14 protein-coding genes and 1 pseudogene are annotated in these 19,182 nt (G+C 65.9%); 8 read left to right on the forward strand and 7 right to left on the reverse strand.

The window, feature by feature from the left end:
- Positions 1-65 precede the first annotated feature (65 nt).
- The 7 genes from JJE66_RS09890 (at position 66) to trxA (ending at position 12,578) form a co-directional block, all read left to right on the forward strand.
- On the forward strand, positions 66-2,570 hold the full coding sequence (locus JJE66_RS09890) for a PAS domain-containing sensor histidine kinase (protein WP_200514098.1): 2,505 nt from the start codon (positions 66-68) through the stop codon (positions 2,568-2,570).
- Positions 2,567-4,087 (forward strand): tRNA (adenosine(37)-N6)-threonylcarbamoyltransferase complex ATPase subunit type 1 TsaE, encoded by a 1,521-nt coding sequence (gene tsaE, locus JJE66_RS09895; RefSeq protein WP_200514099.1) that lies wholly within the window; start codon positions 2,567-2,569, stop codon positions 4,085-4,087. Before JJE66_RS09890 ends, tsaE begins: the two co-directional genes overlap by 4 nt.
- Positions 4,088-4,174: 87 nt before the next feature.
- Positions 4,175-4,492, forward strand: coding sequence for a PilZ domain-containing protein (locus tag JJE66_RS09900; protein WP_200514100.1), 318 nt, complete (start codon positions 4,175-4,177; stop codon positions 4,490-4,492).
- A 139-nt stretch (positions 4,493-4,631) separates the two neighbouring features.
- The gene (locus tag JJE66_RS09905; RefSeq protein ID WP_200514101.1) at positions 4,632-5,354 is read left to right on the forward strand and encodes a nucleotidyltransferase family protein; all 723 of its coding nucleotides are present in this window, start codon (positions 4,632-4,634) and stop codon (positions 5,352-5,354) included.
- A 186-nt stretch (positions 5,355-5,540) separates the two neighbouring features.
- Positions 5,541-8,687, forward strand: a complete 3,147-nt coding sequence (gene addB / locus JJE66_RS09910) for a double-strand break repair protein AddB (protein WP_200514102.1) — start codon at positions 5,541-5,543, stop codon at positions 8,685-8,687.
- The gene (gene addA / locus JJE66_RS09915; RefSeq protein WP_200514103.1) at positions 8,681-12,190 is read left to right on the forward strand and encodes a double-strand break repair helicase AddA; all 3,510 of its coding nucleotides are present in this window, start codon (positions 8,681-8,683) and stop codon (positions 12,188-12,190) included. The genes addB and addA overlap by 7 nt, the downstream gene beginning before the upstream one ends.
- Positions 12,191-12,257: 67 nt before the next feature.
- The gene (gene trxA / locus JJE66_RS09920) at positions 12,258-12,578 is read left to right on the forward strand and encodes a thioredoxin (RefSeq protein WP_195801363.1); all 321 of its coding nucleotides are present in this window, start codon (positions 12,258-12,260) and stop codon (positions 12,576-12,578) included.
- Positions 12,579-12,647: 69 nt separating this feature from the next.
- Here the strand turns inward: trxA and JJE66_RS09925 are convergent, their stop codons facing one another.
- From JJE66_RS09925 to trpA, 5 genes and pseudogenes are all read right to left on the reverse strand, one after another.
- Positions 12,648-13,076: an SRPBCC family protein gene (locus JJE66_RS09925; protein WP_200514104.1), complete on the reverse strand. Its 429-nt coding sequence runs from the start codon at positions 13,074-13,076 to the stop codon at positions 12,648-12,650.
- Between the two features lie 85 nt (positions 13,077-13,161).
- Positions 13,162-13,380, reverse strand: a pseudogene (locus tag JJE66_RS09930) (metallophosphoesterase); the annotation flags it as partial.
- 131 nt (positions 13,381-13,511) lie between these two features.
- On the reverse strand, positions 13,512-14,855 hold the full coding sequence (locus JJE66_RS09935) for a folylpolyglutamate synthase/dihydrofolate synthase family protein (RefSeq protein ID WP_200514105.1): 1,344 nt from the start codon (positions 14,853-14,855) through the stop codon (positions 13,512-13,514).
- A complete protein-coding gene (accD, locus tag JJE66_RS09940; protein WP_200514106.1) occupies positions 14,852-15,793 on the reverse strand; it encodes an acetyl-CoA carboxylase, carboxyltransferase subunit beta in 942 nt (313 codons plus the stop codon). The genes JJE66_RS09935 and accD overlap by 4 nt, the downstream gene beginning before the upstream one ends.
- A gap of 113 nt (positions 15,794-15,906) precedes the next feature.
- On the reverse strand, positions 15,907-16,743 hold the full coding sequence (gene trpA, locus JJE66_RS09945) for a tryptophan synthase subunit alpha (protein WP_200514107.1): 837 nt from the start codon (positions 16,741-16,743) through the stop codon (positions 15,907-15,909).
- Between the two features lie 72 nt (positions 16,744-16,815).
- Between trpA and JJE66_RS09950 the strand changes: the two genes are divergently transcribed.
- The gene (locus JJE66_RS09950) at positions 16,816-17,160 is read left to right on the forward strand and encodes an endonuclease domain-containing protein (protein ID WP_200514108.1); all 345 of its coding nucleotides are present in this window, start codon (positions 16,816-16,818) and stop codon (positions 17,158-17,160) included.
- Positions 17,161-17,239: 79 nt separating this feature from the next.
- On the opposite strand, the gene trpB is transcribed toward JJE66_RS09950, so the two are convergent.
- Positions 17,240-18,457: a tryptophan synthase subunit beta gene (trpB, locus tag JJE66_RS09955; protein ID WP_200514109.1), complete on the reverse strand. Its 1,218-nt coding sequence runs from the start codon at positions 18,455-18,457 to the stop codon at positions 17,240-17,242.
- Entirely contained in the window at positions 18,454-19,113 is a 660-nt protein-coding gene (locus tag JJE66_RS09960; RefSeq protein WP_200514110.1) for a phosphoribosylanthranilate isomerase, read from the reverse strand. The genes trpB and JJE66_RS09960 overlap by 4 nt, the downstream gene beginning before the upstream one ends.
- Between the last annotated feature and the right edge of the window lie 69 nt (positions 19,114-19,182).

Genomic DNA, 19,182 nt, shown 5'->3' on the forward strand with positions numbered 1-19,182 from the left:
ATTGTCTTTTGATTCGCGCGCGACGGGGGTCGTCGCGTGCAAATCCGTGCGGTCTTGGGGCAACTATGTCAGGCGTGATCGTGTCGATGCGTCGGGCGCTGTTGTCGTGCACATCGTTGGCGCGCAACGGCTTGTTGGGAGGCGCTCTCGCAGCGCTGCTGCCGGCTGCGCCGGCTCAAGCCGCCGACCTCGTCGACACTCTCTCGATATTGCTGGACTTCAACCGGCAGGAACTCGCGGTGCTGGCCACCGCGTTCGCTCTGCTCGGTTTCACGGTCGTGGCCGCGATCCTGCTGATGCGCACGCGCGTGCGCACGGCCAAGAACGAGGCGGGGTTTCGCCTCCGGATCCGGGAACTCCAGTTGCAGGCCGATCGCTTCGGCGCGCTGCTGTTCGCCGAGCCGCAGGTCCTGATCTCCTGGCCGGCCGGCGACGATCGCGCGCAGATCTCGGGCGACATTTCGATGGTGCTGCCGCGCGATTCGTCGCCGCAGCGTGTCCTCGCCTTCGGAACCTGGCTGCCGCCGGAACCGGCGCTGCAGATGGATCACGCCGTCGATGCGCTGCGCGAACGCGGCGACGGCTTCCAGATCACACTGACCACCGCCAACGGCCACACGCTGGAAGCGATCGGCCGCGCCATCGGCGGCCAAGCCATTGTCCGGATTCGCGAACTCTCCGGACTGCGGCGCGATCTGGCCGAGACCAATCTGCGCTTCAAGGCGCTCTCCGACGAGACCGAGATGCTGCGCGGCTTCGCGGCCGCAGCGCCATGGCCGATCTGGGCCAAGGGCGAGAACGGCGCGCTGACCTTCGCCAATCCGGCCTATGTGCGCGCGACGGAAGCGACCAGCATCATCGACGCCCAGGCGCGCAAGCTCGAGCTGCTCGACAGCGCCGACCGATCCGCCATGGAGCGCAGCCTGAAGGACGCCGCTCACTTCACCTCGCGGCTGCCGATCGTGACCGGCGGCGAGCGGCGTATCTACGACGTGCGCGCCGTCAATGTCGGCAGCGGCAGCGTCGGCGTCGCGATCGACGCCAGCGAGGCGGATGCGCTGAGCGCCGCCCTGGTGCGGATGGCGGAGGCGCATCGCCGCACGCTCAACCAGCTCTCCTCCGGCGTTGCCGTGTTCGACGGCCAGCGCCGGCTTGCCTTCTACAATGATTCCTACCGGCGGCTGTGGGACCTCGACCGCACCTTCCTCGAGGCCAATCCCGATGATTCCAGCGTGCTCGACAAGCTTCGCGCCGCTCGAAAACTGCCGGAGCAACCTGACTTCCGTGCCTGGAAAGCAAAACTGCACGAAGCCTATCGCGCGGTCGAGGCCGCGAAAGACACCTGGTACCTGCCCGACGGCCGCGCAGTGTCCGTCGTCACCACGCCGAATCCCGAAGGCGGCGTTACCTATCTGTTCGACGACGTCACCGAGAGCCTCGAGCTCGCCCGCCGCTTCGACGGCATGATCCGGGTCCAGCGCGAGACCCTGGACAGCCTCGCCGAGGGCGTCGCCGTGTTCGGCAGCAACGGCAGGGCGCAGCTGTTCAATCCGGCCTTCCTCCGTATGTGGAAGCTGTCCAATGACGCCATGCGCGAGGAGCCGCATATCCAGACCGTCGAGGGCTGGTGCCAGCAACTGTTCGACGCTCCCGCCGTCTGGCGCCAGATCCGCGAGGCCATCACCTCGATCGAGAACCGCGCCGACGTGCCGCTGAAGCTGGAGCGCAAGGACGGCAGCGTGCTCGACGGCATGATCCGTCCGCTGCATGACGGCGCGACCATGCTGACCTTCCTGGACATCACCGATACCGAGAACGTCGAGCGCGCGCTACGCGAGCGCAACGAAGCGCTGGAGACCGCCGACCAGATGAAGGTGGATTTCGTCCACCACGTCTCCTACGAGCTGCGCTCGCCGCTCACCACCATCATCGGCTTCGCGCATTTCCTCAGCGATCCCTCGACCGGGCCGCTGACGCCGAAGCAGGCCGAATATCTCGACTACGTCACCAAATCGACCAATGCGCTGCTGGCGCTGACCAACAACATCCTGGATCTCGCCACCATCGACGCCGGCGCCATGAAGCTGGAGCTCGGCCCGGTCGATGTCAGCAAGACCATCGAGCTTGCCGCCGAAGGCATCCAGGACCGGCTCGCCACCGACCGCATCCGCCTCAAGGTCGAGATCGCGCCCGATGTCGGCAGCTTCATCGGCGACGAGAAGCGCGTGGTGCAGGTGCTCTATAACCTGCTCGCCAACGCCGTCGGCTTCTCGCCGCAGGATTCGACCGTCGGGATCAGCGCGCGGCGCACCGAGCGCAGCGTGGTCTTCATTGTGACAGATTCCGGACCTGGAATCCCGGCCGACATGAAGGACAAGGTGTTCAACTGGTTCGAAAGCCGCTCGCAGGGCTCGCGTCATCGCGGCGCCGGCCTCGGGCTGTCGCTGGTGCGCTCCTTCGTCGAGCTGCATGGCGGCAAGGTGCAGGTGGATTCGGCCGTCGGTAAAGGCACCGTCGTGATCTGCGACTTCCCGACCGACCAGGCGGCGCATCGCGACGCCGCCGAATGATCGCGCCCGCTACATTCTCCGTCGCGCTTCACAACGAGACGGCCACAGCCCAGCTGATGGCCGATCTCGCGCTGCTGGTCAGTCCGGGCGACGTCATCACGCTCACCGGCGACCTTGGCGCCGGCAAGACTGCCGCTGCACGCAGCCTGATCCGTTACCTCGCCGGCGACGACGACCTGGAAGTGCCGAGCCCGACCTTCACGCTGGTGCAGAGTTACGAGCTGCCAGCGTTTCCCGTGATGCATACCGATCTCTATCGCGTGGAAGACGAGAGCGAGCTCGAGGAGATCGGACTGTCGCCGCTGCCGGATGCCACGCTGATTCTGATCGAGTGGCCCGAGCGGGCGCCGTCGGCAATGCCCGCGGACCGCATCGACATCGCGCTGACGCATCGTCCGGCGTTGGGTTCGAACGCAAGGGCTGCCGACATCACCGGCTACGGCAAGTCGGCCGCCGCCGTCGCCCGGCTGAAGGCGCTGCGCGAATTTCTCGACGCCTCTAGCTACATCGACGCGACGCGCAAGCGGATGGCCGGCGACGCCTCGACGCGCTCCTATGCGCGGCTGATCCGCGACGATCGCACCGTCATCCTCATGAACTCTCCGCAGCGTCCCGATGGCGCGGCGATCTACAACGGAAAGGCGTACAGCGCCGCCGTCCATCTCGCCGAGAACATCAAACCTTTCGTCGCCATCGACGAAGGCCTGCGCGCGCAGGGAATCTCCGCACCCGCGATCCACCATTCCGATCTCGACCATGGCTTTCTGATCTCGGAAGACTTTGGCAGCGAAGGTATGATCGAAGGCGATCCGCCGCGCCCGATCACCGAGCGCTATGAGGCCGCAACCGACGTGCTGGCCACACTTCACGGCAAGACGCTGCCGGAGATGCTGCCGCTGGACGGGCAGACCTACGCCATTCCCGCGTTCGACACCGATGCGCTGCTGATCGAGATCGGCTTGATGCCGGAATGGTATCTGCCCGATCGCAACGCGCCGCTAAGCGAGGAGAAGCGCGCGGAGTTCTTCGCGATGTGGCGCGAGCTGCTCAGGAAACCGCTGGCCGCGCCGAAGACGTGGATCATCCGCGACTTCCACTCGCCCAATCTGATCTGGCTCGCGGACCGCGCCGGCATCGCGCGCGTCGGCGTGATCGACTTCCAGGACGCCGTGCTCGGACCGCACTCCTACGACGTGGTGTCGCTGCTGCAGGATGCCCGTATCGATGTGCCCGAAGCCCTCGAGCTGACGCTGCTGTCGCGCTACATCAAGGCGCGCCGCACCGAGGATGCGAGCTTCGATCCGGCCGGCTTTGCCGAGCTCTATGCCATCATGTCGGCGCAGCGCAACACGCGCCTGCTCGGCACCTTCGCCCGCCTCAACCGCCGCGACGGCAAGCCGCATTATCTGCGCCACCAGCCGCGGATCTGGACCTATCTCCAGCGTTCGCTGGCGCATCCGGCGCTTCAGCATCTGCGCGACTGGTACCTCGCCAACGTCCCGCCGCCCCGATCCTGAGCCGGAACCGGTTTACCGGCTGTTAGCCATCGCGCCAGTATCATCGCCCGCAGGCAGCCGGACAGATCCGGGCTGGAGCAAGGGCAGATGGCGGTCAAAACGGACCATCGCGGGAACAGTCGGGTTATTTTCGAGCGTGGGATGCCGGCCCAGATGATGGGCATCGACGGCACCTGGCGGCGCGAATGCACGATGGAGGATGTCTCCGAAAGCGGCGCGAAGCTGACCATCGACGGCTCCGTCGAAGGTCTGCACCTGAAGGAATTTTTTCTGGTGCTGTCGTCCACCGGACTTGCGTACCGGCGCTGCGAACTGGCCTGGGTCAATGGCGACCAGATCGGCGTCAATTTTCTCAAGCAAGGCGACAGGAAGAAAAAGCCGCGGTCCACAGCCGTCGGGGCGTGACGGCAACACACGTCGTACAACCGTCACGGCGGCTGGCTAAGGCGGCTGAGATGCGGTGCGGCGGCTTGATCCTCGTGCTAGGATTGCTGTGAACGCGAAATTCTGATGTCTGAGAAAGCCAAGTCTGAGAAAGCAGAGGATGTCCGTCGAACCGACCAAGGCCATGGTGCTCGCCGCAGGGTTTGGCCTGCGCATGCGTCCGTTGACGGATAACATGCCGAAGCCGATGGTGCCGGTGGCGGGACAACCGCTGCTCGACCACGTGCTCGACAAGCTCGGCCGGGCGGGCGTGACCGAGGCGGTGGTCAATGTGCACTACCTCCCGGACCAGATCATCAACCACACCGCATTGCGTCAGCATCCGCGCGTGACCATCTCGGACGAGCGCGACCAGGTGCTCGGCACCGGTGGCGGCGTGGTCAAGGCGCTGCCGCTGCTCGGCGATGCGCCGTTCTTCCACGTCAATTCCGACACGCTGTGGATCGACGGTGTGCGCTCCAATCTGGCGCGGCTTGCGGAAACCTTCGACCCCGAGCGCATGGACATCCTGCTCTTGATGGCGCCGACGGCGACAAGCATCGGCTATAGCGGCCGCGGCGATTACGGCATGCTGCCCGACGGTGCGCTGCGCAAGCGCAAGGAAAAGGAGATCGTCCCGTTCGTCTATGCGGGCGCGGCCATCCTGTCGCCTTCGATCTTCGCCGACGCGCCGCAGGGCGAGTTCTCGCTGACCAAAATGTTCGACCGCGCCAATGAGCAGGAACGCCTGTTCGGCCTTCGCCTCGACGGCGTCTGGATGCATGTCGGCACGCCGGATGCGGTGCACGCCGCGGAAGAGGCGTTTCTGGAGAGCGTGGCGTAAGGCTGCTCCAAACACGGTGCCGTAGGGTGGGTTACGCCATCGGACTGCGCTTCGCGCAGCCGCCGTCTAACCCACCCTACGAGACCTGTCCCGGTCGAGCGAACAGCGGGGACGACTCCGCCTCTCCCCATGACCATTTGACCCCGCATCCCTATATTGGCGCCTGATCCTCGAATCAGGCAGCCCATGCGCGTTTTCAGCGTTCCAGTCTCAGTTCCGTTCCTGCGCACGATCGTATCGAGCCTGCTCGACGGCCGGCTGGTCGACGGCTTCGAGGCGCGCAAGGAACCGGCGCGGCTTGCGGATGCGACGCTGTACCTGCCGACACGGCGCGCCATGCGCGTCGTCCGCGAGATCTTCCTCGACGAGATGAAGACCGACGCGGTGGTGCTGCCGCGCATCGTCGCGCTCGGCGATATCGACGAGGACGAGCTGGCCTTCGCCGACGAGGGCGAACAGTTTTCCGGCGCGACGCCGCTCGAGATTCCGCCGCGGCTGGGCGAGCTCGAACGGAGGCTGACGCTGGCGCAACTCGTCGCGGCCTGGGCCAAGGGCCCCGTGCTGGCGCCGCTGGTGGTCGGCGGCCCCGCCTCGACACTGGCGCTGGCCGGTGACCTCGCGCGCCTGATCGACGACATGGTCACGCGTGGCGTCGACTGGAGCGCGCTCGATGGCCTCGTGCCTGATAACCTCGACCGCTACTGGCAACATTCGCTCGAATTTTTGCGCATCGCGCGCATCGCCTGGCCGAACCATCTCGCCGAGATCAACCGGATCGAGCCCGCTGCACGCCGCGACCTCCTGATCGCGGCGGAAGCCAAACGGCTGACCGCGCATCCCCATGGTCCCGTGATCGCGGCCGGCTCGACCGGCTCGATGCCGGCCACCGCAAAATTCCTGCATGCGGTTGCTTCGCTTCCCCATGGCGCGGTGGCGCTGCCGGGGCTCGACACCGATCTCGACGACGACGCCTGGCGGACCATCGGCGGCGTGCGCGATTCGCTCGGCAAATTGGCGGAGCATCCGGCGTCGAACCATCCGCAATATGCGATGCACGCGTTGCTGGATCGCTTTGGCATCAAGCGCGGCGACGTCGAGATCCTGCAGCCGCCGGCGGAGGGCGGCCGCGACCTGCTCGCATCCGAATCAATGCGGCCATCCGCTAAGACGGAAGTTTGGCACGACCGGCTGAAGCAGCCGGAGGTCGCCGCGAAGATCGCGGGCGGCATGAAAAATCTCGCCGTGGTCGAAGCGCCCAACCCCGAGATGGAAGCGCTCGCCATTGCCATCGCCATGCGCGAGGCGCGGCATCTCGACAAATCGGCGGCGCTGGTGACGCCCGATCGCGCGCTGGCGCGGCGGGTGATGGCGGCGCTGACCCGATGGGATCTCGCATTCGATGATTCCGGCGGCGACGTGCTGATGGAAACCTCGGCCGGCGTCTTTGCCCGCCTCGCGGCGGAAGCCGCAACCAGGGGATTGGAGCCGCCGACGCTGCTGGCGATGCTGAAGCATCCGCTATGCCGGCTCGGCCGCGCATCGGGCGCATGGAAGACGGCGATCGAAGATCTCGAGCTTGCGGTCCTGCGCGGCACACGCCCGCCTGCGGGGACGAGCGGCCTGCTGCGCGAATTCAATCGCTTTCGCGAGGAGCTGGCCAAGCTGTGGCGCAGCGAGGTGTCCGCGCTCCATCGCGCGGAGCCGCGCGCCCGTCTCAAGGCGGAGGATCTCGATCGTATTCAGGCCCTGGTCGATGCCTTGCAGAGAGTCCTGGCGCCGATCGAGAGCTTGGCATCGTCGAAACCATTTGATTTCGCCGAGCTTGCGCATCGCCATCGCAAGATCCTGATCGAGCTGTCGCGCGACGAGCAGGGCATTCCACTCGCTTTCGAGGAGCGCGAAGGCCTCGCGCTCGCCGGCGCCTTCGACGATCTCCTGCGCGGCGGCACGACCAGCGGATTGATGGTGCCGCTGCCCGACTACGCCGACGTTTTCCAGACCGCATTCAACGATCGCGCCGTGCGCCGGCGTGACAAGCCCGGCGCGCGCCTGCAGATCTATGGCCCGCTGGAATCACGTCTGATGCAGGTCGACCGAATCATCACCGGCGGCCTGATCGAAGGCGTCTGGCCGCCGGCGCCGCGCATCGATCCCTGGCTGAGCCGGCCGATGCGGCACGAGCTTGGCCTCGACCTGCCGGAGCGCCGCATCGGCCTCTCCGCGCACGACTTCGCGCAGCTGCTCGGCGGCGACGAAGTCATCCTCACCCATTCCGCCAAGGCCGGCGGCGCGCCGGCGGTGGCTTCGCGCTTCCTGCACCGGCTGGAGGCAGTGGCGGGCGAAGAGCTCTGGAAGGCCGCCATTCGCGCCGGCGAAACATACGTGCAGTTCGCCAGCGCGCTGGATCAGCCCGCCGAGGTCAAGCCGATCCAGCAGCCGGAGCCGCGACCGCCGCGCGCGACGCGGCCGCTGAAAATGTCGGTCACCGCAATCGAGGATTGGCTGCGCGATCCCTACACGATCTACGCCAAGCACATTTTGCGGCTCGACGCCCTCGATCCCGTCGACATGCCGCTGTCGGCCGCCGATCGCGGCTCCGCGATCCACGACGCGCTCGGCGAGTTCACCGAAACCTTCGCCGCGCATCTGCCTGATGATCCCGCGCGCGTGCTGCGCGCGATCGGCGAGAAGTATTTTGCACCGCTAATGGAGCGCCCTGAAGCGCGCGCGCTGTGGTGGCCGCGCTTTCAGCGCATCGCGCGCTGGTTCGGCGAATGGGAGAGCGCGCGGCGCGGTGCGATCGAGTCGATTACGGCGGAAACCCGCGGCGAGATCTCGATCCCGCTCGGTCCCGAGCGCAGCTTCCGCCTCTCCGCCCGCGCCGACCGCATCGAGCGGCGCCAGGGCGGCGGTTATGCCATCCTCGACTACAAGACCGGGCAGCCGCCGACCGGCAAGCAGGTCCGCATGGGCCTGTCGCCGCAACTGACGCTGGAGGCGGCGATCCTGCGCGAGGGCGGATTTCCCGATATCGACGCTGGTTCGTGCGTGAGCCAGCTGGTCTATGTCCGCCTCAGCGGCAACAATCCGCCGGGCGAGGAGCGCATCCTCGAGCTCAAGATAAATAAAGGTGACGAGCCAATTCCGCCGGACACGGCCGCCGCTGAAGCACGCGCCAAGCTCGAGGCGCTGATCCGGGCGTTTGACGACGAGAATCAGCCGTATACCTCGCTGAACCTGCCGATGTGGTCCAACCGCTACGGCGCCTATGACGATCTCGCCCGCATCAAGGAATGGTCCGCGGCCGGCGGCCTGGGGATCGAGGAATGGTGAAGGCGCCCCGACCCATCCCGGATGAAGTGCGCGCGCGCCAGGCGCGTGCGTCGGATCCCACCGCGTCGGCCTTCGTGTCGGCCAATGCCGGCTCGGGCAAGACCCATGTGCTGGTGCAGCGCGTGATTCGCCTTTTGCTGTCGGGCGTGCCGCCGGAAAAGATCCTCTGCATCACCTTCACCAAGGCCGCCGCCGCCAACATGGCCGAGCGCGTGTTCACGACGCTTGGCCATTGGGTGACGCTTGATGATACCGCGCTCGATGCCGCGATCCGCGCCGTCGGCATTCCGCATCCCAGCCCAAAGCTGCGCCGCGAGGCGCGAAAACTGTTCGCCTGCGCATTGGAGACGCCGGGCGGGCTGAAAGTGCAGACCATCCACGCGCTGTGCACGCGCCTGCTCCAGCAATTCCCGTTCGAGGCCAACGTACCGGCGCGCTTTTCCGTGATCGACGAGCGCGACCAGACCGACATGATGGAGCGTGCCAATTTAAAAGTGCTGCTGGAGGCCGCGCACGATCCGGAGAGCGTCACCGGCCGCGCGCTGCTGACCGCGATGGCCAGCGCCGCCGACGTCACCTTCAAGGAGGTCGTGCGCGAGGCCTGTCTCAGCCGCGACCATTTCATGGCCTGGACCGACGAGGCCGGCAACGCGGGCGCCGCGGCCGAGCAGATGGCGGCCGTGCTGGGCGTCGATGCGAGCGACCGCATCGAGGATGTCGAGACCGAGATTCTCGACGGCCCGTTCCTGCCACGCGCGCGCTGGGACGACATCGCCTTCGCGCTGGAGGACGGCAGCAAGTCCGACAACGATCAGGCCAGCCGCCTTCGCGAGGCCAAGGTGTTCTCCGGCGCTGCGCAGGTCGACGCCTATCTCTGCGTCTTCCTCACCGACGAAAAGCTGCCGCGCAAGGCGGTGTTGACCAAGAAGTTTTGCGATCACAACCCGTCCGTCGCCCGCCTGTTCGAAAACGAGGCGCAGCGCGTCAGTGGGCTGATCGAGAAGCGCCGCGCGGTCACCATGCGCGACCGCACCGCGGCTCTGCTGCACATCGCGACCGCCGCCGCCGCAAATTACCGCCGCGAGAAGCAGGAGCGCGGGCTGCTCGACTACGACGATCTCATCGACAAGACGCTGGCGATGCTCAACCGCGTCGCTTCGGGCTGGGTGCATTACAAGCTCGACCGCGGCGTCGATCATGTGCTGATCGACGAGGCGCAGGACACGAGCCCGCGGCAGTGGGACATCGTCGCGCATATCATTTCCGAATTCACCGCAGGCGAAGGCGCGCGCGAGGGGCTGAACCGCACGGTTTTCGCCGTCGGTGACGAGAAGCAGTCGATCTTCTCGTTCCAGGGCGCGGCGCCACACGAATTCGACGCACGCCGGCGCGAGCTGCATCGTAAATTCACCGCCGCTGGACTGAAATTCGATCCGGTCGCCTTCACCTATTCGTTCCGCTCGGGCGCCACCATCCTGCATTCGGTCGACCACGTCTTCCGCGATCCCGCGATCTACAAGAGCATCCATTCGATCGAGATCGGCCATCCCCTGCACAATGCGCTCGCCGACGCCGGCCCGAGCGTGATCGAACTGTGGGACCTTGCCGAGGCCGATGACCGGCAGGAGATCGAGGGCTGGCGCGCACCGTTCGACGGCGTCGCGGTCACCAGTCCCGAGGTCAAGCTCGCACGCCGGATCCAGAACGAGATCAAGCGGCTGGTCGAGAGCGGCACGCTGACGGGGCACGAAGGCGAACGTCGCCCGCTTCGTTACGGGGATATGCTGATCCTGGTGCGCCGGCGCGGCAATGCGTTCGACGCGGTGATCCAGGCGCTGAAGCACGCCAACGTTCCCGTCGCCGGCGCCGACCGGCTGAAGCTCACCGAGCACATCGCGATCATCGACCTGATGAACCTCGCGGACGCGCTGCTGCTGCCGCAGGACGATCTCGCGCTTGCGGTGGCGCTGAAGAGCCCGCTGTTCGGTCTCGATGAGGACGATTTGTTCAGGCTTGCCCATGACCGCAAGGGATCGCTGCGCCGCGCGCTCGGCGAGCATGCGGCTGGGAGCGAGAAGTTCGCGGCCGCGCTGCGACGCCTGGAAGTCTGCGAGACCCGTGCGCGCGACGAAACGCCGTTCGCCTTCTACGCCTGGCTGCTCGGCGGCGATGGCGGTCGTGCGCGCATCCTGCGCCGACTCGGCCATGAGGCCAATGACGCGCTCGACGAATTTTTGGAGCTGGCGCTGAACTGCGAGCGCAAGGGACCGGCCTCGCTGCAGGGTTTTGTGGCCTGGCTGCGCTCGGCCGACACCGAAGTGAAGCGCGACATGGAGATCACGCGCGACGAGGTGCGGGTGATGACGGTGCACGGCGCCAAAGGTCTCGAAGCTTCGGTCGTGTTCATGGTCGACACCACGTCGTCGCCCGCGGACTCGCAGCGGGTTCGGCTGATCCACGTGCCGCGCGGCAATGGCGGCGAGGTCGTGGTCTGGGCCGGGCGCAAGGCCGACGATCCCAAGCCGGTGGTCGAGGCGCGCAAAGCGATGCTCGAGGAGACCGAGGACGAATACCGCCGCCTGCTCTATGTCGCGATGACGCGTGCGGCCGATCGGCTGATCGTCGGCGGCTGCATACCCGGCAACATGAGGACGGTCCGCAAGCTCTGCTGGTACGATTTGATCGACACCGGGCTCACCGGCTCCGGCCTGGACAAGCAGACAATAGAAACGCCGCTCGGCAAGGTGACCCGATTCGCCCGGGCAGAGGATGTCGCTGCGGTCGGCACGCCAGCGATGTCCGTGGACCAGACGATCGCGCTGCCTGACTGGCTGCGGACGCCGGCACCGCGCGAGACCATCGACGATGATCTGGTGCGCCCGTCCGGCCAGTCCGCCGAGGAAGGCCGCGCGGTACGATCAGGCGAATCAGTCCAGTCGCGCGCGCTGGCGCTGCAACGCGGCACCCTGGTGCACCGGCTGCTGCAATCCCTGCCGGACATCGCCGCAGAGCGCCGGCGCGACGCCGCGCTCGGCTTCATGGCGCGCAATGCTTCGGAGTGGAGCGAGGCCGACCGCGTCACGCTGGCCGACAAGGTGCTCGCTTTGATCGCCGAGCCGCGCTTTGCGCCCGTCTTTGCCGCCGGCAGCCGGGCGGAGGTCGCCATCGTCGGTAAACTCGACCGGCCAGGAAGGTCGCCGGCACTGGTGTCGGGGCAAATCGACCGGCTGGTCGTTGGTCCGGACGAGGTTTTGATCGTCGATTTCAAGACCAATCAGATGGCGCCGAAGAGCGCGGCCGAGGCGCCCGCCGCCTATGTCCGACAGCTTGCGCTGTACCGGGCGGTGCTGGCGCGGCTTTATCCCCAAAAGCCGATCCGCGCCGTCCTGCTCTGGACTGAGGCCCTTGAATACATGGAGATTTCAGCCCCCGCGCTGGACGCGGCGCTGGCATCCCTTCATCTCAGTGTGAGCGTCCTTGACCCGGCAAGGGGCCGTTCATAGGTTGACGGCATGATCCCGGGCGCGATTCCACGTCGCGCCGATTCGTTTAACCGAGTGAGGTACTCCAATGGCCGTTAGCAAGGTTTCCGACACCGATTTCGAAGCCGAAGTGCTCAAGGCGGACGGCCCCGTGGTCGTCGATTTCTGGGCCGAGTGGTGCGGCCCCTGCCGCATGATCGCACCCGCTCTCGACGAGATCGCCGGCGCGATGGGCGACAAGGTCAAGATCGTCAAGCTCAACGTCGACGAGAGCCCGAAGACCGCGTCCAAGTATGGCGTGATGTCGATCCCGACCCTGATGATCTTCAAGGGCGGCGAGATGGCCTCCCGCCAGGTCGGCGCGGCGCCGAAGGCGAAGCTTCAGCAGTGGATCACGTCGGCGGTTTGATTCACGTCGCAGAAGATTATTTCGAAACGGCCGGCTCAGCGCCGGCCGTTTCATTTTTGCGGACCGCAATCATGCCGATCTCGTTTCGGCGAGTTTAGCGAGACTGGCGAGAACCTCTGGAAAATCTGACGCAACGGCCGGACCGATTTCGGCCGCTTGCGGCCCTTGGGCGTCGACGGCGTAAACGATGCGCGTGCGCGCCGGTCCGAGCGGCTCGATACGATGGGCGACCTTGATGGCGAGATCGCCGACCCGCGTCTCGTCGACGAAGCATACATCCTCGCGAACCTCGATCAATTGCGAACGTAGCGCCTCCTCGCCGGGGGGCTTCATCGTGAACCAGGTGCCTGCCGCAAACGGTCCGTCGATGGCAATCCGCTCGATGCCTGCGTTCCAGTCTTTCCAGCCGGGCACATCGCGAAAAATGCTCCAGATCGTCGCTGCGGTTGCAGACGTCTCGATGGCATATTCGTATCGCCAGACATGTCCGTCGTTCATGGCGCGCTCCCTCTTTGATATGTACGCCTATAACAAGCACACTCATAAGGAAGTCAAACCATGGCCCGGATGGAGCGAAGCGGCACTACTTGATCCACCCGGTCGCGAGCGCGTTCGCTAGCTCCGGCTGGCCGTTGCGGCGCGCCAACTCGGCCATCGCCTCGTGATCATAAGCGACGTGGCGAAACGTCACCTGCCAGCCACCAACCGTCGACTCGAGAACCGCGTAGCGCGCATCCGGCGTGCCGGCTTCGACGACATGCGGGAACGGATGCACGTCACGATAGCCGGGGCTGCCGACACTGCGATCTCGTGGCCCGGACGCGGCGCAGCATGAAATGATGCACCGCTGAGCCGGGGCCCAGGTGGCGAGGGTAGGTCCCGGCTCTGCGGAGCGGCACTTCGCGCCGCACCGCGTCCGGGACACGAGACCGACTATGCAGGAGGCGTGCCGTTGAGGCCGAGCACGTGACCGGCGAGATAGAGCGAGCCGGTGATCAGGATGCGCGGCGGCACTTCGTAGGCGAGTTTCGACAAGGCCCGCAGCGCGGCTTCGATGCCGGGCGCGATCTCGACGCGCATGCCGAGGCTGCGGACGGCGTCGGCGAGACGATCCACCGGCATCGCATTCTCGGTGTCGGGAATCGGCACCGCGATGATGTGGCGGGTGAGACCGGCGAAATTGGCGAGAAACGCCCGCGCGTCCTTGTTGGCCATCATGCCGGCGATGACGACCAGCGGCCGCGACACCCGCTCTTCGAGATCGCCGAGTGCGGCGGCGGCGACCCGGCCGCCCTCGGCATTGTGGCCGCCATCGAGCCAGATCTCTGACCCCTGCGGCCCCCAGGAGAGCAGTTCGCCCGAGGTGATGCGCTGCATCCGCGCCGGCCATTCGGCACCGACAATGCCGGCCTCGAATGCCGCCTGGTTGACCTTGAAAGTCGAAATCGCGCGCAGCGTCGCGATCGCAAGGCCGGCATTGTCGAACTGATGACGGCCGAACAGGCGCGGCGCCGCCAGATCCATCAGGCCGCGCTCGTCGGAATAGACCAGACGGCCACGCTCGACATTGACATGCCAGCTTTCGCCGGCCGCAAACAGCGGCGCGCGCATTCGCTTGGCCTCCGCCTCAATGACCGCGATCGCCTCAGGCATCTGCTCGGCGCAAACCACGGGTACGCCGCGCTTGATGATCGCCGCCTTCTCGCCCGCAATCGACGTCAGCGTATCGCCGAGGAAGTCCATGTGGTCCATGCTGATCGGCGTGATCACGCAGGCCGCAGGCTGATCGACCACATTGGTCGAGTCGAGCCGGCCGCCGAGCCCGACTTCAAGCAACACGGCATCGGCGGGATTTTGCGCGAACAGATGGAAGGCGGCCGCGGTCTTCAGCTCAAAGACAGTGGCGGGCTCGCCGGCATTGACGCGCTCGACCTCTTGCAGCGCCGCGCACAATTCGTCGTCGCTAACGAGCACGCCGCCACCGGGGCGGCCGAGGCGGAAACATTCGTTGATGCGAACCAGATAGGGCGAGGTGTAGGCGTGGACGCGCAAGCCCGCCGCCTCCAGCGTCGCGCGCAGATAGGCAACCGTCGAGCCCTTGCCGTTGGTGCCGGCGACGTGGATCACCGGCGGCAGCTTGCGTTCGGGATGACCGAGCCGCTCGAGCAGGCGGTGCATCCGCTCGAGCCCGAGATCGATGCGCTTTTGATGCAGGGCCGACAGCCGCCCGATCAATTCGTCGAGCGACGGCTTTGCGCTGTCGGAGGACGCGTTCACGCGTGCGGCGCAGCCGGCGCCGTCTCAGCGGCCGATACGATCTGCGCAGGGCTGACGACGGGCTGCATTGATTTCGACGCATTCTCCTGCGCTGGCGCCCTGGTCAGCAGGCGGCATAGCCGCGCCAAGGTCGGACGCAATTCATGGCGATGCACGACCATGTCGACCATGCCGTGCTCTTTGAGATATTCGGCGCGCTGGAAGCCCTCAGGCAGCTTTTCGCGAATGGTCTGCTCGATCACGCGCGCGCCGGCAAAGCCGATCAGCGCGCCGGGCTCGGCGATCTGCACGTCGCCGAGCATCGCGTAGGACGCTGTGACGCCGCCGGTGGTCGGGTTGGTCAGCACGACGATATAGGGCTGCTTGGCCTCGCGCAGCATCTGCACGCCGACCGTGGTGCGCGGCATCTGCATCAGCGACAGGATGCCTTCCTGCATGCGCGCGCCGCCGGATGCGGCGAACACGATGAAGGGCGACTTCTTCTCGACCGCGAGCTCGAGCCCGCGCACGAGGGCTTCACCGGCAGCCATGCCGAGCGAGCCGCCCATGAAATCGAAATCCTGCACGGCGACGACGACGGCGGCGCCTTCGAGCTTGCCATAGCCGATCTTGACCGCGTCGTTCAGATTGGTGCGCGCCCGCGCATCCTTGATGCGATCGACATACTTCTTCTCATCACGAAACTTCAGCGGGTCGGGCGTGACGTCGGGCAAGGCGACATCGAACCAGGTCTCGTTGTCGAAGATCGACTTGAGCCGCGCCACCGCGCCCATGCGCATGTGGTAGTTCGAGCCGGGGATGACGAACTGGTTGGCCTCGACGTCCTTGTAGAACACGAGCTGCCCGGAATCCGGACACTTGATCCACAGATTCTCCGGCGTCTCCCGCCGCAGCATGTTGCGGATCTTCGGCCGGACCACATTGGTAAGCCAGTTCATGGTTTGCTCCGATGTGCTGGCCCCAGTGGGGACCGCCTGAAGGGATATATATGGCGACCGGGCCATTGCCCGGCAAGCCGCCGTGTCGCCCGCCTTGGCAGCGGAATTGTGGCTTATTCGGCCGTCTGTTGCGCGCCCTTGACGCCCTGGGCCAGGACCGCCGTCAGCTCAGCCACGGCGTTGACGGTTTTGGCGGTCGCGCGGTCGTCCGCATCGAGGCTGTTCTTGAGCGCATCAACCAGCGCGGTACCGACCACCGAACCATCGGCCTTCTCGGCAATGGCGCGCGCCGCCTCCGGCGTGCGGATGCCGAAACCAACGCAGATCGGCAGCTTGGTATGCCGCTTGATGCGCGCGACAGCTTCACCGACAGTATTCGCATCCGCAGCCGCGGCACCGGTGATGCCGGCGATAGAGACGTAATAGACAAAGCCTGACGTGTTCGCGAGCACCGCGGGCAGGCGCTTGTCGTCGGTGGTCGGGGTCGCGAGGCGAATGAAGTTCAGGCCCGCCTTCAGCGCGGGAATGCAAAGCTCGTCGTCTTCCTCCGGCGGCAGATCGACGATGATCAGGCCGTCAACGCCGGCCGTCTTGGCATCAGCCAAAAACTTGTCGACGCCGTAAATGTAGATCGGATTGTAATAGCCCATCAGCACCAGCGGCGTGACATTGTCGTCCTTGCGGAAGCCGCGCACGAGGTCGAGCGTCTTCTTCAACGTCATTCCGTTCTTGAGCGCGCGCAAGCCCGCAGCCTGAATCGAGGGACCATCCGCCATCGGGTCGGTGAAGGGAATGCCGAGCTCGATCACATCGGCGCCGGCCTTGGGCAGCGCCTTGACGATATTGAGCGACGTCGTGAGATCGGGATCACCGGCCATCACATAGGTGACAAAGGCCGAGCGGCCCGCTTTCTTCAACTCGGCGAAACGGGTGTCGATACGCGTGGTCATGATTCCGCGGCCGCTGTGCTATACCTCTCCCCGTCGGGGAGAGGTCGGCTGCGAAGCAGCCGGGTGAGGGGGATGGAAAGGTTCAAGTCGAGAGCACGAAGGCTCCGCGAGTCGCAGACAAGCGCAGAAGCGAAGCTTTGGCAGGCGCTACGCAACCGGCAGCTCGCTCGCTGGACGTTTCGCCGCCAGCACCCTGTCGATCGATACGTCGTTGATTTCGTGACGCTGGACGGAAAACTGATCATTGAGGTCGACGGCGTCACGCATTCCAGCCCGACCGAGATCGAACGCGATGAAGCCAGGACCAAGGTGCTCGAGGCCTGCGGGTTCTTCGTCCTGCGCGTCTCGAACACGGATGTGTACGAAAATCTCGAGGGCGTGCTCGAGCTCGTCCGGACATCACTAAGGTTCGAGTGAGTGGAGAGGCCCCTCACCCGGCTGTTTCGCAGCCGACCTCTCCCCGACGGGGAGAGGTGAAGAGAGTGCGACACTCGCCTCACTTGCTCTTGCCCTTCAGGATATCGCCGACCTGCGGGACGTCCTTATCGCCGCGGCCGGAGAGATTGACGACCATCAGGTGATCCTTCGGCCGCTTCGGCGCGAGCTCCATCACTTTGGCGATGGCGTGGGCAGGCTCGAGCGCGGGAATGATGCCTTCGAGCTTCGAGAGCAGCTGGAACGCGGCGAGCGCCTCGTCATCGGTCGCGGAGAGATAGTTGACGCGCCCGATCTCGTGCAGCCAGGAATGCTCGGGGCCGATGCCGGGATAGTCGAGGCCGGCCGAGATCGAATGCGCGTCCTGGATCTGGCCGTCGGCATCCATCAGCAGATAGGTGCGGTTGCCGTGCAGCACGCCGGGGCGCCCGCCGGCGATCGATGCGGCATGCAATTGCGTCAGCCCGTGCCCTGCGGCTTCGACGCCAAAAATCTCGACGGTGGAATCGTCGAGGAAGGGATGAAACAGGCCCATCGCATTCGAGCCGCCGCCAATGCAGGCAACCAGCGAATCCGGCAGGCGTCCCTCGACCTCCTGCATCTGCACCTTGGTCTCGTTGCCGATGATGGATTGGAAGTCGCGCACCAGTGTCGGATAGGGATGCGGGCCGGCCACCGTGCCGATGCAGTAGAATGTGTCGTGCACGTTGGTGACCCAGTCGCGCAGCGCCTCGTTCATGGCGTCCTTCAGCGTGCGCGTGCCCGACTGCACCGGCATCACCTTGGCGCCCAGCATCTCCATGCGGATCACGTTGGGCTGCTGCCGCTCGACGTCGACGGCGCCCATATAGACCACGCAGTCGAGGCCGAAGCGCGCGCACAGCGTCGCGGTGGCGACGCCATGCTGGCCGGCGCCGGTCTCAGCGATGATGCGCTTCTTGCCCATGCGCCGCGCCAGCATGATCTGGCCCAGCACGTTGTTGACCTTGTGCGAACCGGTGTGGTTGAGCTCTTCGCGCTTGAGGTAGATCTTGGCGCCGCCGAGATGGTCGGTGAGGCGCTCGGCGAAATAGAGCGGCGAGGGCCGCCCGACATAATTTTTGAGATAGCCGTTCATCTCGGCCTGGAATGCCGGGTCGGCCTTGGCCGCGGTGTAGGCCTTTTCCAGATCGAGGATCAGCGGCATCAAGGTTTCGGCAACGAAGCGTCCGCCGAAAATGCCGAAATGGCCGCGCTCGTCGGGCCCGCTACGGTAGGAATTTGGCTTGGCGATGTTCATCGAACGCTCAACTCTTGGGTGACGCGCGCGGCGCGAATGAAGGCCTTGATCAACTCCGGATCCTTGACGCCCGGGGTGCTCTCGACACCCGAGGACACGTCGACACCGCCAGCACCGGTGACGCGGAGGGCCTCCGCAACGTTGTCGGCATGAAGCCCGCCGGAGACCATGTAGGGCAGCTTGAGATCGAGATTTTCGAGCAGGTGCCAGTCGAAGGGCTCGCCGAGACCGCCGGGCCGGGTCGCCTCTTTCGGCGCGCGCGCGTCGAACAGGATGCGGTCGGCCACCGCGGCATAGCCAGGCAGCACCGCAAGATCGACTGCGGTTGCGACCGGGACCGCCTTCAGGACGGGGCGATCGAATCTCTGCCTGATGTCGCGCAGCCGCGCCACGCTCTCCTTGCCGTGGAGTTGAAACATGTCCGGCGACAGCGCGTCCATGATGTTGTCGAGGGTGGCATCGTCGGCATCGACCGTGAGCGCGACCGTGAGCGCGCGCCGCTTCACCTGGCGGCCGAGATCACGCCCCGTCTCCAGCGACACATGCCGCGGCGACGGCGGAAAGAACACGAACCCCACCATGTCGGCGCCCGCGTCGAGCGCCGTTTCGAGCGTCTCGCGCGTAGACAGGCCACAGATTTTGACGAGCAGGGACATGATCTCGAAGGTATGGGCTCAAAACGGGTGAAGGCTGCGGATGCGCGGCCGGAAAACAGGGTTTTCGGT

The sequence above is a fragment of the Bradyrhizobium diazoefficiens genome (assembly GCF_016612535.1).
In the GTDB taxonomy this organism is placed as follows: domain Bacteria; phylum Pseudomonadota; class Alphaproteobacteria; order Rhizobiales; family Xanthobacteraceae; genus Bradyrhizobium; species Bradyrhizobium diazoefficiens_C.

What these genes read in the sequence shown, in the direction of transcription:
- addA (WP_200514103.1), top strand. Translation starts at nt 8,681, where the DNA reads ATGGTGAAGGCGCCCCGACCCATCCCGGATGAAGTGCGCGCGCGCCAG.
- trxA (WP_195801363.1), top strand. Translation starts at nt 12,258, where the DNA reads ATGGCCGTTAGCAAGGTTTCCGACACCGATTTCGAAGCCGAAGTGCTC.
- JJE66_RS09890 (WP_200514098.1), top strand. Translation starts at nt 66, where the DNA reads ATGTCAGGCGTGATCGTGTCGATGCGTCGGGCGCTGTTGTCGTGCACA.
- JJE66_RS09905 (WP_200514101.1), top strand. Translation starts at nt 4,632, where the DNA reads ATGTCCGTCGAACCGACCAAGGCCATGGTGCTCGCCGCAGGGTTTGGC.
- trpB (WP_200514109.1), bottom strand. Translation starts at nt 18,457, where the DNA reads ATGAACATCGCCAAGCCAAATTCCTACCGTAGCGGGCCCGACGAGCGC.
- trpA (WP_200514107.1), bottom strand. Translation starts at nt 16,743, where the DNA reads ATGACCACGCGTATCGACACCCGTTTCGCCGAGTTGAAGAAAGCGGGC.
- accD (WP_200514106.1), bottom strand. Translation starts at nt 15,793, where the DNA reads ATGAACTGGCTTACCAATGTGGTCCGGCCGAAGATCCGCAACATGCTG.
- tsaE (WP_200514099.1), top strand. Translation starts at nt 2,567, where the DNA reads ATGATCGCGCCCGCTACATTCTCCGTCGCGCTTCACAACGAGACGGCC.
- JJE66_RS09925 (WP_200514104.1), bottom strand. Translation starts at nt 13,076, where the DNA reads ATGAACGACGGACATGTCTGGCGATACGAATATGCCATCGAGACGTCT.
- addB (WP_200514102.1), top strand. Translation starts at nt 5,541, where the DNA reads ATGCGCGTTTTCAGCGTTCCAGTCTCAGTTCCGTTCCTGCGCACGATC.
- JJE66_RS09960 (WP_200514110.1), bottom strand. Translation starts at nt 19,113, where the DNA reads ATGTCCCTGCTCGTCAAAATCTGTGGCCTGTCTACGCGCGAGACGCTC.
- JJE66_RS09900 (WP_200514100.1), top strand. Translation starts at nt 4,175, where the DNA reads ATGGCGGTCAAAACGGACCATCGCGGGAACAGTCGGGTTATTTTCGAG.
- JJE66_RS09950 (WP_200514108.1), top strand. Translation starts at nt 16,816, where the DNA reads ATGGAAAGGTTCAAGTCGAGAGCACGAAGGCTCCGCGAGTCGCAGACA.